The organism is Streptomyces sp. NPDC090798 (assembly GCF_044768965.1).
GTDB lineage: Bacteria > Actinomycetota > Actinomycetes > Streptomycetales > Streptomycetaceae > Streptomyces.
Window position 1 is genome coordinate 103,583 of record NZ_JBIVXA010000028.1, and the last position, 14,541, is coordinate 118,123.

At 68.0% G+C, this 14,541-nt stretch carries 13 protein-coding genes; 10 read left to right on the top strand and 3 right to left on the bottom strand.

Going from position 1 to position 14,541, the window contains the following annotated elements; all coding sequences use genetic code 11:
* The first annotated feature begins 223 nt into the window (after window positions 1-223).
* Window positions 224-595: a hypothetical protein gene (locus ACIQTP_RS40475; protein WP_403409500.1), complete on the top strand. Its 372-nt coding sequence runs from the start codon at window positions 224-226 to the stop codon at window positions 593-595.
* A 302-nt stretch (window positions 596-897) separates the two neighbouring features.
* Here the strand turns inward: ACIQTP_RS40475 and ACIQTP_RS40480 are convergent, their stop codons facing one another.
* Window positions 898-2,295, bottom strand: coding sequence for a glycoside hydrolase family 125 protein (locus ACIQTP_RS40480; RefSeq protein ID WP_403409569.1), 1,398 nt, complete (start codon window positions 2,293-2,295; stop codon window positions 898-900).
* 150 nt (window positions 2,296-2,445) lie between these two features.
* Here ACIQTP_RS40480 and ACIQTP_RS40485 point away from each other — a divergent pair, with 150 nt between their 5' ends.
* From ACIQTP_RS40485 to ACIQTP_RS40500, 4 genes are all read left to right on the top strand, one after another.
* Window positions 2,446-3,444, top strand: coding sequence for a carbohydrate ABC transporter permease (locus tag ACIQTP_RS40485; protein ID WP_403409503.1), 999 nt, complete (start codon window positions 2,446-2,448; stop codon window positions 3,442-3,444).
* A 4-nt stretch (window positions 3,445-3,448) separates the two neighbouring features.
* Window positions 3,449-4,351 carry a carbohydrate ABC transporter permease gene (locus tag ACIQTP_RS40490; RefSeq protein WP_403409506.1) on the top strand — a complete coding sequence of 301 codons (903 nt, stop codon included), beginning with the start codon at window positions 3,449-3,451 and terminating at the stop codon, window positions 4,349-4,351.
* Between the two features lie 45 nt (window positions 4,352-4,396).
* The gene (locus ACIQTP_RS40495) at window positions 4,397-5,692 is read left to right on the top strand and encodes an extracellular solute-binding protein (protein WP_403409509.1); all 1,296 of its coding nucleotides are present in this window, start codon (window positions 4,397-4,399) and stop codon (window positions 5,690-5,692) included.
* A 208-nt stretch (window positions 5,693-5,900) separates the two neighbouring features.
* Window positions 5,901-6,890, top strand: coding sequence for a LacI family DNA-binding transcriptional regulator (locus ACIQTP_RS40500; RefSeq protein ID WP_403409512.1), 990 nt, complete (start codon window positions 5,901-5,903; stop codon window positions 6,888-6,890).
* Window positions 6,891-6,894: 4 nt separating this feature from the next.
* Here ACIQTP_RS40500 and ACIQTP_RS40505 read toward each other — a convergent pair whose 3' ends face one another.
* Window positions 6,895-8,085, bottom strand: a complete 1,191-nt coding sequence (locus ACIQTP_RS40505) for a glycoside hydrolase family 76 protein (RefSeq protein ID WP_403409515.1) — start codon at window positions 8,083-8,085, stop codon at window positions 6,895-6,897.
* A 257-nt stretch (window positions 8,086-8,342) separates the two neighbouring features.
* Here ACIQTP_RS40505 and ACIQTP_RS40510 point away from each other — a divergent pair, with 257 nt between their 5' ends.
* The 3 genes from ACIQTP_RS40510 (at window position 8,343) to ACIQTP_RS40520 (ending at window position 12,631) form a co-directional block, all read left to right on the top strand.
* Window positions 8,343-9,953: a glycoside hydrolase family 27 protein gene (locus ACIQTP_RS40510; protein WP_403409518.1), complete on the top strand. Its 1,611-nt coding sequence runs from the start codon at window positions 8,343-8,345 to the stop codon at window positions 9,951-9,953.
* A 32-nt stretch (window positions 9,954-9,985) separates the two neighbouring features.
* Complete coding sequence (locus ACIQTP_RS40515; protein WP_403409521.1) at window positions 9,986-11,446, top strand: glycoside hydrolase family 76 protein; 1,461 nt, start codon at window positions 9,986-9,988, stop codon at window positions 11,444-11,446.
* A gap of 276 nt (window positions 11,447-11,722) precedes the next feature.
* Window positions 11,723-12,631, top strand: coding sequence for an aldo/keto reductase (locus tag ACIQTP_RS40520; protein ID WP_403409524.1), 909 nt, complete (start codon window positions 11,723-11,725; stop codon window positions 12,629-12,631).
* On the opposite strand, the gene ACIQTP_RS40525 is transcribed toward ACIQTP_RS40520, so the two are convergent.
* Window positions 12,628-13,254, bottom strand: a complete 627-nt coding sequence (locus tag ACIQTP_RS40525) for an isochorismatase family protein (protein ID WP_403409527.1) — start codon at window positions 13,252-13,254, stop codon at window positions 12,628-12,630. The two genes, ACIQTP_RS40520 and ACIQTP_RS40525, sit on opposite strands and share 4 nt — an antisense overlap.
* A gap of 157 nt (window positions 13,255-13,411) precedes the next feature.
* On the opposite strand from ACIQTP_RS40525, the gene ACIQTP_RS40530 reads away from it, so the two are divergent.
* Complete coding sequence (locus ACIQTP_RS40530) at window positions 13,412-13,906, top strand: MarR family winged helix-turn-helix transcriptional regulator (protein ID WP_403409530.1); 495 nt, start codon at window positions 13,412-13,414, stop codon at window positions 13,904-13,906.
* A gap of 126 nt (window positions 13,907-14,032) precedes the next feature.
* Entirely contained in the window at window positions 14,033-14,533 is a 501-nt protein-coding gene (locus ACIQTP_RS40535; protein WP_403409533.1) for a VOC family protein, read from the top strand.
* Window positions 14,534-14,541 lie beyond the last annotated feature (8 nt).

The following is a 14,541-nucleotide window of genomic DNA, read 5'->3' on the forward strand; positions in this document are numbered from 1 at the left end:
TCTTGACCGGCAGGAGCGGCGCGGTGTGCGCGGCACGGTGAGGAGCTCGCGGTCATGTCCGTACGCATGTGGGGCCCGGAGTGGGAGCCGTGGCAGTGCTGTTGGCGACGGGGCGTGGGCGCGGTGGCCGGCGGGCGTGGACGCACGGCTATGGGCCGAGGTGCGACCGGTGATCGAGACGCGGCTCGTGGCTCAGGCAGCGGGGAGCGGCTATGGGGAGAGCATGCCTGCCCTCAGGGCGAGGTGGTTCTGCCGGGCGGAAGCACTGGACCTCCAGGAGCACGGAGACCTGGTGCGGGCCGGCGTCGACACGCTGTGCCTGGAGTACGGGGTGCGTGACGGTGCCCTCGTGGAGTGCGGCGGCGCTCACGTCCCACAGGTGGTGCGGCTGGAGCGGGACACCGACGGCGGCTACCGCGTCGTGACGCAGGAGGAGCCGCCGGACGGCGCCGGCTACGCCGAGTGGGAGAAGAACCACTTCAGCTTCCTTGCCGAATCCCGGCTCGACGACGCCGCCGGGAGGCCCGCCGTGCTTCAGACCGCGGCCCGCGCGTACTTCGGACTGCCCGTCGGCGCACCGGCGGAGGCCTGCTGAGCCGCAGCCCCCTCCGCATGGCCGTCCTGCCCGGCAGTTCGCGGGGCCGGCCGGGACCGTCGGACGCGGTCGAACACCCAAGGTTGAGAGCGGCCGGCAGGTCCGTGTATGTCGGGAAGCACATGACCCGAGCGGTCTCCCGGCCGCCCCGGTCTTCGAGGGCGAGTGCGTAGAAAGGCCCCAAGAATAAGGGGTGTTGGGGCACGTCAGTACGGCCACGGCGCACGATCTCCGCCGTGTCTCGCCCTCGTCGCCTCGCACCGAGGCAGGGACGCGAACCGACGGGCCGCGCCGGGCGTTTCTCAGGTGACGCCCGAGGTGGCAGGCGGTATGCGCGGGTGCCTGGGGAAGAGGTGGCGCACGCCGCGCCCGCACAGGTCGAGGGCGAGTTCACAGAACATGGCGTTGGCCCAGCCGAACCAGTCCCGGGTGAACCGGGCGGGGTCGTCGACATGGAAACTCTCGTGCATCAGCCCGGTGCCCGCGGTGGTGGCCGCCAGTGTGTCCAGAGCCCGCGCCGCGTCGTTCTCGTCGCCGGTCAGCCCGGCGACGGCGATCGCCAGCGGCCAGACGTGCTCGTCCGGGGTGTGCGCACTGCCCACCCCGGACGCGAACCTGCCACGGAAGTAGGAGGAGTTCGCTTCGGACAGCACCAGCCGCCGAGTGGACAGATACAGCGAGTCGTCCTGGGCGCACCAGCCGCTGAGGGGGAGGCTCAGCAGGCTGGGGAGGTTGGCGTCGTCGCCCAGCAGGACATGGCCCCGGCCGTCCACCTCGTACGCCAGCACGGACGCGCCGTCCGCCTCCACCACCGCGGTGGCCAGGATTCCCGCATCGATCTCGTCCGCCAGCGCCAAGGACGTTCGGGTGAGCTCCGTGTCGTGGAGGACGGACTCGGCCAGTGCGGCCAGGCCGTGCAGGCAGGTCGAGGCCAAGGCGTTGGCCGGCACGAGATAGCCGTACGCGCAGCGGTCGTCGCTCGGCCGAAAGCCCGACCACGTCATACCGGTCCACGCCACCGGCGCGCCGCGGCCGCCGAGCGGCAGGGTGTCCGCCGAGAAGGGGCCGGAGGGCCGGACGAATCGATACGGCGACCGCTCGTGCGCCTGCTCAACACGCCAGGTTCGTACGATCGTCCACGCGGCGCGGCGAAAGCCGTCGTCGAGGTGGTCCACGCGACCGGTCGCCCGCCAGATCGCGTAGGCCAACTGCAGTGGCGCGCACAGCGAGTCGAGTTCGTACTTGCGCTCCCAGACCCAGCTTCCCGGCGCAGGGCGGTCGGCGGGTTCGCCGTGCGCGTCGATGGGACCGTCGTTGAAGGCATTCGCGTACGGGTCCAGCAGGACGCAGCGGATCTGACGTCGCGATACGCCGACCAGGACCTCGCCGATCTGGGGATCCGCGGCCAGGGCCAGGTAGGGACGCATCTGGGCGGTGCTGTCACGCAACCACATCGCCGGTATGTCGCCGGTCCTGACGAAGACCTCCGTCCGGGGAGACACCATCCGTTCCCCGCTGTCGGACGGCTCGTGGGGGGAACCCCAACTCATCGACGTGGCCCAGGTGTTGGCCAGGCAGCTCTCTACGATGTCCGCGGCCGGACCGCCCCGGAGTTCGCCGGCGAGCTTTCGTCCCAGCGTGCTCAGGGACTCCGGAACGCCCCATGGCTCAGGCGATTTGGGAATGGGAAACGTTACCATCACGCCTCTTGACTCCTCCTGTGACCTACGCCACGGTGTGATCAACGGGGAATGGAAACGTTACCTTGAGGGAGCTGGCGGCCACCAGACCGGCGAGCGCGCCCAGGACTGAGCCATCGCCAACTCCTCGGAGGGAGAAGGTGAGCGCGTGTGACAGCCACTCCGCACCGAGAGGTGCAGACCTCTCCGCCACCGGTGACGCGGCGGCCCGGGCGGCGGCTCCGCCGGGTCCCGATCCGGCGGGGGAGGAAGCTCGGATCGGACGCCCGGGCCGCGTACGTGTTCCTGGCGCCGGCCCTCATCGGATTCACGGTGTTCGTCGTCTACCCGCTGATCCGGTCGGCGTATTTCGCGCTGACGCAGTACAACGGCCTGTCGGACCCGAAGTTCGTCGGCTTCGACAACTTCCGAAGGATGTTCACCACCGATCCGTCGTTCTGGCCCTCGGTACGCGCCACCCTGCTGCTGGTCGTCCTGTACGTACCGCTGTCACTGGCCATCGGGCTGGCCCTGGCGGTCTTCTGCAACCAGCGGATGCGGGGGGTCAGCCTGCTGCGCACGTTGTGCTACCTACCCGTCGTACTGCCGGTGGTCGCCACGATCACGCTGTGGAAGTTCGTCTTCAACCCCCAAGTCGGCCTGGCCAACCAGGTGCTGACGTGGCTTCACCTTCCGACGAGTGAGTGGCTGTCCGGTTCGGACTCGGCGATGCCCTCGATCGTGATCGTCATGCTGTGGAGCGTCGGCTCGACCATGGTCATCTTCCTCGCCGCGCTCCAGGCGGTGCCGACCGAGCTGTACGAGGCGGCCAGGCTCGACGGCGCCGGACCCAGGACGGTGTTCTTCCGGATCACCCTGCCGCTGATCAGCCCGATCATGGTGCTGCAGGTCGTACTGCAGATGGTGACCGCTCTCCAGGCCTTCAACCAGCCGAAGATCCTCTCACCGGACGGTATGGGAGGCCCGGGATTCAGCACCAGGGCGCTGATGCTGTCGATCTACACCAACGGCTTCCCCTCGCTCGGCCGGGTCGCCCAGCTCGGCTACGCCTCCGCCCAGGTGTGGGTGCTCTTCCTCGTCATCGTCGTCCTGATCGCCGCCACCGCTCGCTTCTCCTCGATTTGGACCTACAGTGACCACCTCTCCTGACGTCATGAAGACATCGCCGCCGACCGCTCCGCAGGCGTCCGACAGCGCAGGCGCGGACCGACCGCGCAGCAGGGCAGCACGTACCGCGTCCTGGTACGCCGTCGCGCTGCTCATCAGCTCCGTGATGATCCTGCCCATCCTGTGGATGCTCACCGTCGCACTCAAAGGCCCTTCGGCCGTCTTCGAAGTGCCGCCGAAACTGCTGCCCCACGAGTTCCATTTCAAGAACTTCATCGACGGGCCGAAAGCGATCCACTTCCCGCGGCTGCTGCTCAACTCCCTTGTCATCACCAGTCTTTCGGTGATCGGCGGGGTGATGACATCGATGCTGGCCGGATACGCCCTGGCCCGGCTCCGCTTTCCCGGCCGGAAGATCCTCTTCTACGTCTTCGTCGGCAGCATGCTCCTGCCACCGGTGGTCGGCATCATCCCGCTGTTCCAGCTGTTCAAGGACATTGGCTGGTACGACACCTGGCTGCCGCTGATCGTGCCAGCCTGGCTGGGCGGTAATCCGCTGTTCATCTTCCTCGCCCGCCAGTACTTCCTGTCGATACCCCACTCCATCGACGAGGCCGCCAAGGTCGACGGCGCGGGACACTTCCGGATCTTCGTGAGCATCATGCTGCCCATGACGCGACCGGCCTGGATCACCATGTCCATCCTGGCCTTCCAGATGTCGTGGAACGACTATCTCAACCCACTGATCTATCTGTACTCGTCGGAGAAGTGGCCGCTGAGTGTCGGCATGGCCTCCTTCGTCTCCCAGTTCGCCGGCCAGACCCCGGACTGGAACCTCTTCATGGCCACCAACCTGCTCTACATGCTGCCCCCACTGGCCGTGTTCTTCGTGGCCCAGCGCTACTTCATCCAAGGCCTGAGCGCCCTGGGCACCGTCAACCAACGCTGACCGCATCAGGTCGGCCGACCCCATTCCACGTACCAGGAGGCCACGTTGAAACGAACACTCCACGCCGCCGGAGCGCTGCTGGCGGCAGGCGGACTGCTGGCCACCTCCGCCTGCGGCGGCTCCTCGGGTCAGGAGTCGGGCGGGAAGACCACGGTCACCGTGATGACCTGGGAGTCGAACGCGACCAACAAGCTCATCGACCAGGCCCTGGCCGGTTTCCAGGACCCCGGCATCACGGTCAAACGCATCGACACTCCCAACGGCAACTACAGCGACAAGCTCTCGGCGCTGACCCAGGCCAAGAAGCTCCCCGACCTGTTCTGGTGCGGCAACGACACCGAGCAGCAGTACACCGGACAGGGACTGCTCACCGACTGGTCCTCGAAACTCTCCGGTTCCGGCGACTTCAGCACCGGCAGTTTCGACTCCACAGCCATGAAGAACTGGAAGACCGCCGACGGCAGGATCGGCGGCGTCCCCTCGCTGATGAACACCTATGGCATCTGGTACGACATCGACGCCTTCAAGGCAGCCGGCATTCAGGTACCCGCGGCCGGCTGGAGCTGGGACCAGATGTACGAGGCCGCCGCCAAGCTGCACGAGAAGGGCGCCAAGTACGGCCTGGTCGCCGACGCCATGACCGCCCTCGACGCCCCCTTCAGCCTCAGCCTCTACTCCCAGTCCGCAGGCGGCGCGCCCTTCACCGACGATGTCCACCACCCCACCAAGGTCACCGTCGACGCCACCTACACCGAAGGCGTCAGCAAGCTGGTGGCAGGGATCAAGAGCGGCGCCGTAGCGCCTCCTGGTTACGACATCTCCAACCAGCAGTCGCTGTTCTCTGCCGGGGAGATCCCCATGCTCTGGAGCGGCCAGTGGCTGGCCGCCGGCTTCCTCACGGACAAGCCGAAGATCAAGTACGGGTTCGCGCCCCTGCCCCGGGTCGACAAGCCGGCCACGCTGTACGACGCCGTGGGCATCTGCACCCCCTCGTACACCAAGAACGCGGACGCCACCTTCAAGGTCCTCAAGTACCTCGACTCAACCGTGTGGACCAAGGTGCTCCCCGACTCGCCCGTGGCGGTGCCGGCCTACACCGGTGCTCAGGACTCCTACTTCAACGCCCTCGACAAGGCGGGGCAGACGACCGTCGCCTCCACCGTCAAGACGGATCTGAAGGCCTCGTCCACCACCGGCGTGCGCTTCACCACCCAGTGGGCCAGCCAGGCCAGCGACCTGGTCACGGCGTACTGGCCCGACATCCTCCAGGGCAAGAAGCCGCTGTCCGATCTGCAGACCATGGCCGACAAGATCAACGAACTGATCAAGAGCAGCAGTTAGGTGTCCGGCTCCGGTTCTCCTCGCTCGCGGTCGGCGGGCAAGCTGCCCGCCGACCGGGGCGTACGACGAGACCGGAAACGTATCCTGAGGGCGTTCGTCCGGTCAGGCCCGCGCGGCACCCTCTCAGGTGGCCGCGACACGTAACGAAAGTTGGTCTCCGCCCCACGTGAGCAGTCGTCTCCCGCAGCGTCAGAACACCAGGCCGACCATGCGCGATGTCGCAGAGCGGGCCGGAGTCGCCCTTGTCACCGTGTCCCGCGTCGTCAACGGCATCGGGACGGTCCGCGAGGAGACGGCCGACCGTGTGAACGCGGCGATCAGCGAGATCGGGTACCAGCGCAACGAGATCGCGCGTTCCCTGCGCCCCGGGCAGAACTCGATGACCATCGGTCTGCTGCTCGGCGACCTGACCAACCCTTTCTACGCGTCCTTGGCGAAGGCGGCCGTCGAGGTGGCGGCCCAAGCCGGATATGCCGTTCTCCTCAGCACCGCCGACGAGGACCCGAAGGTCGAACGCCGTGCCGTGGGCGAGCTGATCGGGCGACGAGTGGCTGGACTCATCATCGTGCCCGACCAGGGCGATCACGCCTTTCTGCAGGAGGTCAACGGTCACGACCAGGTGCCCATCGTCTTCGTGGACCGGCCCGCCACCGGAGCCGAGGCCGATGTCGTCCTCGTCGACAACGAGGGCGGGGGACGCATGGCGACGCAGCACCTCATCGACCACGGCCACCGCCGGATCGCGATCCTCGTCGCCCCCTCGTACTACACCACCGGTCGCCGGCTGCGCGGATACCGCAAGGCCCTGCGGCAGAGCGGCATCGACGCCGACGAAGCGCTGGTGGTCACCCTGCGGCGCGGCACCACAGAGGAGGCCACGGCCGCCACGCACGCCCTGCTCACCTCGCCGCACCCGCCGACGGCGATCTTCTCGACGACGGGCTTCCTCACCGAGGGCGTCCTGCGGGCGAGCCAGCAGCTGCACGCCCGTGTCGCCGTCGTGGGCTTCGACGACTTCAAGCTCGCCGATATGCTCCCCACCCCGGTCACGGTGGTGACCTCGGACCTCGAGGAACTCGGCCGCCGCGCCGCCCATCTGCTGATCGACCGCATCAACGGCGAGGACGCCCCCTTCCACCGGACCGTGCTGCCGGCGCAGTTGATCGCCCGTGGCACGGGGGAGACGGCCGCCCGATAGACGCTCAGTACAGCGTCGGCCACAGCTCGCGCGGCCATGCGAGCACGGCGTAGAGCTGCGCGAAGGCCGCCTGCTGGATCGCCTCGGTGCCGCCGGACGAGTCGAAGTGCACAAGACCCGTGCCGGGATCGCGCATCGTGGACCAGAGTTCGTCCGCGTAGTCAGCCATCGCCTGGTGGTACTTGCCGTCCCCGGTCACCGACTCCAGGAGCAGCAGGTTCTTGAAGAAGATCGAGTTGAAGTACACCGGCTGGGTGAACAGCCGTCCCTGCGTGACGTAGTAGGCGTAGGCCGCCCGGGCGATCCGCTCGGCGCGGCGCAGATACGTGCGATCGTGGGTCGCCTTGTAGAGGAGGACGTTGACGCCGACCGGCACTCCCTGGTTGTACGACCAGATGGTCTTCTCGACCGTCCCCTTCAGGTCGAGATGATCCCAGTACAGACCGCCGGGACTCTGCAGATACGTGTTCGTCCAGTCGTAGAACCGTCTTGCCCAGTCCAGGTAGCCGTCTTCACCGGTGATCTGGTGCAGACGGAGGGCGAGTTGGGCGCCCGGCATGTTCGAGACGGTGTTGCGGTCCTGGCTCCAGTTCGCCTGGGTCCAGAAGACGCCGCCGGGAGCGGCGTGCGTGGAGTCGGTGTCCCAGCCCGACCTGACGAGGTCGAAGATCTCCTTGGCCCGGACCAGCGCGGCCGAGTCCCCTGTCTGCAGGTGGAGTTGGACTTTCGCCAGGCCCACCCATTCGTTGTCGTCGTAGAACATGTCGCCGCCCGAGCCGTAGGGCGCGCGAGGGTAGGAGTCGTACCCGGCCAGTTCGGTGGTGCCGCCGCCGGCGTTCCAGTAGTGCTCCTGCGCCTTCGCCCGCTCGGCCACCTCCGCCGCGTACCGGGCATCGACCGCCGCGAGGTCGAGGGCCGCGATGTGTACCTGGGAGAAGGGCCATTCGTACGAGTACGCGTTGTCTCCGGAGGCCGCCGGATACTGCTCGCGGACCAGACCTGAGCCGTCCTTGCTCGCCAGGTGTGTCTCCAGCGCGGCGTAGGCGGCGCTGCCGCGTGACAACGCCCGAGATCGGTCCGAGCGTTGAGATGCGCCCGAGTCTCCTGCGGCGGACGCTTCGTTGGCCGCGGTCAACGTGGCCACTGCCGCAAGGCCGCCGCCGACCAGCGCCCGGCGAGAGGGATTCAAGCGCATCGAAACGCCTCCATTCAGGACGCCGCTGCCCGCACGGGTCGTGCGGGCGTCCGGCGAATGGAAACGTTGCCACTGTCGCATGGAGTCGTCAACGGACCGCGCAGTCACGGTAGTTCTCCGCTGTCTTTCTCAACGGCCAGTGTGGTACGGACCATTGACGTCTGCTCGGGCTGGTGGGACCTTCACGATGGTTACGTTTCCATAGCTCCGGACATATGGATCCGTCCGGCCCCCACGGCGATACAGGAGACGCAGACATGACCGCCCCGTCAAGACCATGGAGACCGCTGAGAGCAGTGCTCGCGCTGCTGCTGTTGGTGCTCTCACCGCCCCTGCTCCTGCTGAGCTCGGCCCCGCGCGTCCACGCTCTCGACAACGGCCTGGCCCGGACGCCCCCGATGGGCTGGAACGACTGGAACGCCTTCGGCTGCAATGTCAGCGAGACGCTGGTCGAGCAGACCGCCGACTATCTCGTCTCCTCCGGTCTGAAGGACGCGGGGTACCAGTACGTCAACATCGACGACTGCTGGATGACCTCCGCCCGGAACTCCGCCGGTCAGCTGGTACCCGACCCCGCCAAGTTCCCCGCCGGCATCAGCGGTAGCGCCGCCTACGTCCACTCCAAGGGACTCAAGCTCGGCATCTACGAGAGCGCCGGCACCGCCACCTGTCAGGGATTCCCGGGCAGCCTCGGCCATGAGCAGACGGACGCCAACAGCTTCGCCTCCTGGGGCGTCGACTACCTGAAGTACGACAACTGCAACCACCAGAACGTGCCCGACCAGCAGCGTTACACCGCCATGCGCGACGCCCTGGCGAACACCGGCCGTCCGATCGTCTACAGCCTCTGCAACTGGGGCCTGGCCGGTGTGTGGACCTGGGGTGCGGGGGTCGGCAACAGCTGGCGCACCACCGACGACATCAACGTCAACTTCTCCACGGTGGTGTCGATCTACAAGGCCAACGTCCAGCTCGCCCAGTACGCCAAGCCCGGCGCCTGGAACGACCCGGACATGCTCGAAGTCGGCAACGGCATGTCGTTCACCGAGGACCGTTCCCACTTCAGCCTGTGGGCCGAGATGGCCGCGCCGCTGATCGCCGGAACCGACCTGCGCAAAGCCTCCGCCGCCACCCTCTCCCTCTACGGCAACAAGGACGTCATCGCCGTGGACCAGGACTCCCTCGGCAAGCAGGGCACCGAGATCTCCTCGGCGGGTGGTCTGCACGTCCTGACCAAACCCCTCGCCAACGGTGACGTGTCGGTGGTCCTGTTCAACGAGAACTCGAGCGCGGCCACGATCACCACCTCGGCCTCCGCGGCGGGCCTCCCGGCAGCATCCTCGTACCGGGTGAACAACCTCTGGTCGCACGTGATCAGCAGTACGAGCGGCAGCATCGCGGCCAGCGTTCCGGGGCACGGCTCGGTCATGTACCGGGTGTCCGTCGGCAGCGGAACCAGCGTCGGGACGACGCACCCGCTGGTCGGAGCCTCCTCCAACCGCTGCCTCGACGCGTACGACGGTCAGACCACCCCCGGCACCAAGATCGAGATCTGGGACTGCGGCGGCGGCTCCAACCAGGCCGTCACCCTCACCGCCGCCGGTGAACTGCGGCTCTACGGCGGCACCCAGTGCCTGGACGCCTACGACAACGGGACCACCTCCGGCACGAAAGTGCAGCTCTGGACCTGCAACGGCGGCGCGAACCAACAGTGGCGCCTCAACGGGAACGGCACCATCACCGGCACTCAGTCCGGGCTCTGCCTCGATGTCACCGGAGGCGACAAGCCCGCCGGGAACGTCAACGGCACCCAGGTCGAGCTGTGGACCTGCAACGGCGGCGCCAACCAGCAGTGGCGTCTGGGCTGACGGCCCGCACCCCCCACGCCCACGGAGCTGACATGACCTCAACGGCAAGACGCGTCCGCAGAATCGGGACCGGCCTGATCGTGACCCTGGCCCTCCTCGTCCCGGTCACCTCCGGCGTCGCGATCGCCGCCTCCGAGGCGACGATCTGCAACAAGTACTGCGACAGCCGCGACCCGGCCCTGTCCCCGGGGGACCGGCAGCCGGTCACCGCCACCATCTACTCCCGCACTCTCGCCCTGCACTTCGACGACACCGACGCGATGGGCTGGGCCTCGATCACCAACGGCAGCCCGACCGACGAGGTCTGGCTCGACCGCTCCTTCGACGGCGGCCGCACCTGGAGCTCGGGCAGCAAGCTCGGCGACACCACCGTCCCTACCGGGCAACGGGGTTGGCGCACCCTGATGTACAACGTCGACGACTGGAACAACAACGGCGTCGGCGCGCTGCGGGCCTGCGGCAAGGCGGGGGACCGGGCCGAGATCGCCTGCACGGCATGGGCCCGTACCACGTGGAACGCGTACAGCCGCCCCACGGCGGCGGCCACCGCGCTGATGCAGTCGTACAACAACTCCACCGGCCTGTTCGACACCACCGGCTGGTGGAACTCCGCCAACGCCCTGACCGCGATCATCGACAACATCCGGGTCACGGGCATGCCCAGCTACAAGTACGCCGTCGCGAACACCTACGACCGCCAACTGGGCGCCCAAGGAGGCCAGTTCCGAAACGAGTACATCGACGACACGGGATGGTGGGGGCTCGCCTGGGTCGCCGCGTACGACCTGTCCGGTGACAGCCGCTATCTGAACACCGCCCGCGCCGACGCGGACTACATGGCGCGGTACTGGGACTCGACGTGCGGCGGTGGGGTGTGGTGGAGCACGGCGAAGACGTACAAGAACGCGATCGCCAACTCCCTCTACCTGGAGCTGAACGCCGCCCTGCACAACCGGATCGGTGGCGACACGGTCTATCTCGGCCGGGCGAACGCCGAGTGGTCGTGGTTCAAGGGCACCGGCATGATCAACAGTTCGCATCTCGTCAACGACGGCATCGACCTGTCGACCTGCCGCAACAACGGGTCCACGGCATGGTCGTACAACCAGGGTGTACTCCTCGGCGGACTGGCCGACCTGTACCGCGCGACGGGGGACTCGACCCTGCTGACCACCGGCCGTCAGATCGGTGATGCCTCGACCACCTCCACGGCGCTGAACTCCGGCGGAATCCTGCGCGAGCCGTGCGAGACGAACGGCTGCGGGGCCGACGGGCCGACCTTCAAGGGCGCCTACGTCCGCGGGCTGAGCGCCTTCAACGCCCAGTTGTCCGACCGCCCCTACACCTCGTACCTCGCGCGGCAGGCCGACTCCGCCTACGCCAACGACCGCAATGCCCTCGACGCGTACGGACTGCACTGGGCCGGGCCGATCGACTCCACGGACGCCGCCCGCCAGCAGAGCGCACTGGACGTGATGAACGCGGCGTCCTGACCGGTCATCGCCGACCGGCACCGCCCTTCTGGAAGATGGGGGAGGGTGCCGATGACCTGCTGGTGAATGCCCTGTCCGCGCTGCTAAGATGCCGGCCATCGCATGAGCCTTCCCGGCGCGGACTCCAATCCACCGGGGAGGCTTTCTTCATGTCCGGGGCCAGCCTGCCCCGGCATTGGTGGACCCGCTTCGAAGGCGCTCACCCGCCGAGCGACCTGGACGCGCCGCGCCGCCCATCGGTTCTGAGTTCCCAGCCCGCAAGAGGAGAACCCTGTCATGAGCCCACGGACGAACACCGCAGCAGCCACCAGTACTTGGCAACTCGGTGACCTGACCGTCAACCGCGTCGGGCTCGGCGCGATGCGCCTGACCGGCACCGCGCCCTTCGACCGCGGCGTGCCGCGCGACCGCGAACGGTCGATCGGCGTGCTCCGGCGCGCTGTCGAGCTCGGCGTGAACCACATCGACACCGCCGCGTTCTACTTCTCGGCGACGCGCTCCGCCAACGAGCTGATCAACCGGGCGCTGGCGCCGTACCCGGAGGATCTGGTCATCACCACCAAGGTCTGGCCGGGCCGCGATCCCTCGGGCGCGTGGTGGTGGGCCACACCGGCGCAGTTGCGTGGCCAGGTCGAGGAGAACCTGCGCCAACTGGGCCGCGATCACCTGGACGTGGTGAACCTGCGGGTGCCGCCGAGTCGGCGGACCGGCTCGATCGGCGAGCACTTCGGTGCGTTGGCCGAACTGCGCGATGCCGGACTGATCCGCCACCTCGGTATCTCCAACGTCACGTCCGAGCAACTGGCCGAGGCCCGGGCCATCGCCCCGGTCGTGTGCGTGCAGAACCCGTACGGGATAGGTGAGTTGAGTGAGAACCGGGACCTCCTGCGGCGCTGCGGTGAACTCGGTCTCGCCTTCGTCGCGTTCTTCGCGATCGCCGGTTCCGGGCGCGAGGCGGGTCCGGCTGCCCGTGACGGCGAGGCGGTGCGCGCCGTCGCCCGCGCGCACGGTGTGTCCGTCGCGCAGGTCCGGCTGGCCTGGACCTTGCAGCAGGGGCCGCACGTGCTGGCGGTCCCGGGCACCGGTGATCCGGACCATCTCGCGCAGAACATGGGGGCCGGCACGCTACGGCTCTCGGAGGAGGAGATGGCACGCCTCACCTCGCCCGGGGCCCGCCGGACCTAGGCCTGGTAAGCCGCCGAGATCTGGCCGACCAGGACGGCGAACGGCATGTCGAGGGCGGCGTAGACGGCGCCGGACTCGGGGGCGGCGTTGTCGGCCAGGGCCTCGACCATGAGGGTGGCGTAGTCGCTGACGACGACGCCCGCCTGCTGGATGCGCAGCAGTCCGGCCTCCCGCTTGGCCTGGCTGAAGGTGCCGGAAGCGTCCACGGCCACGTACGCGTCGTACCCGGTGGCCGTCGCGGAGATCGCGGGCAGTGCCGCGCACACCTCAAGCGACACCCCGGCGAAGATCAGCTTCTGCCGGCCGGTGGCCTCGATGGCCTCACGGACCCGGTCGTCGTGCCAGGCGTTGACCGTACTGCGGTCGATGATCTTCTGTCCGGCCGGCAGCGCCTCGACCAGCTCGGGGGTGGTCGGCCCCCACATGCTCTCGGCCGCGGTGGTGGTGACGACCAGCGGGATGTCCAACACGGTCGCCGCCCGTGCCAGCGCCACCACGTTGTGCTTCAGCTCGCCGACCGGGATGTCCCGGACGCCGGACAGCAGGCCCACCTGGTGGTCGACCAGCACCACGGCGACGTTCTCCCGGGTGATCGATTCCAAGAACTTGCTGCGCTCGCTCATTTTCCGCTCCCTTGAGGGTTGAGCCACAGCTTTATTGGTCACTAAACTTGATAGTCAGTTTTAGTGACAATTCGAAGCTATACCCCGGCCCCCTGGAGTGCAAGCAGCCGGTCACACGGCACAGAGGCGGACGACCGGCGCCAAGACGGGAGTGAAGTTGAGCGAGCACCGGACCGCGGACCCGGACCTCGGCGTGCTCGCCGCCCAGGTCCTCTTCTCCGTTCAACGTGAGCTGTTCACCGAGCTCGCCGAGCAGGGCTTCGACGACATCCAGCCCCGCGCCGGCGCCGTCCTCGCCTACCTGCGCGCCGACGGTGTCCGTGCCAGCGAACTCGCCCGCGTCTCCGGACAGCACAAGCAGGTCATCGGCTCCCTCGTCGACGACCTTGAACGCCTGGGCTACGTCGAACGCGAACCCGACCCCGCGGACCGCCGCGCCAAACTGATCTGCCCCACCGAACGCGGGCTGCTCCAGATGGAGGCCGCCGTCTCCATCATGCGCACGATCGAGGAACGCCACGCGAAGGCACTGGGCAAGCAGGAGTACGCCGCCTTCAAGACGGCTCTCCATCGCGTGGCCGATCTCCAGCGCAAGGTCCAGGGCGACAGCCAAGGAGCCGGGACACGGTCAGGGCAACTGAGTGACCAGTGACGCCGGTCGGCCGTAACTCGTGAAAAGAGCCAAACGCGCCGAGAACGAGGCACCGACCGGTGGCCCACGTGCGGCCGCCAGGTCTAAAGTGGCGGCAAGTAGTTGAATGGCGGACGGAGTATCCCCGTGAGTGCGCTGGAGCCCCTGGACCTCGCGGCGATCGAGGCGGAGCGTACGCGCATCCGCGACACGCATCTGGCCTCGGACCGGCCGGCGAGTTCCGCACGCGGAGTGCACCACGTGGCGCTGCTCTCCGCGGACGTCGAGCGGACCGTCCGCTTCTACCAGGGCGTCCTGGAGTTCCCGCTCACCGAGGTGATCGAGAACCGCGACTACAAGGGTTCCACCCACTTCTTCTTCGACGTCGGCAACGGCAACCTGCTGGCCTTCTTCGACTTCCCCGGCCTCGGCCTCGGTCCCTACGCCGAGGTGCTCGGCGGACTGCACCACCTGGCCATCTCCGTCGACCCCACCACCTGGCAGCGACTGCGCGAACGGCTCGACGCCGCCGGGGTCGAGTACGTGGAGGAGAGCGGCACTTCGCTCTACTTCCGCGACCCCGACGGCGCCCGCGTCGAACTCCTCGCCGAGCCCTTGGGCGAGATGTACGGCAACTCCGTGCGCTGACGTCCGCT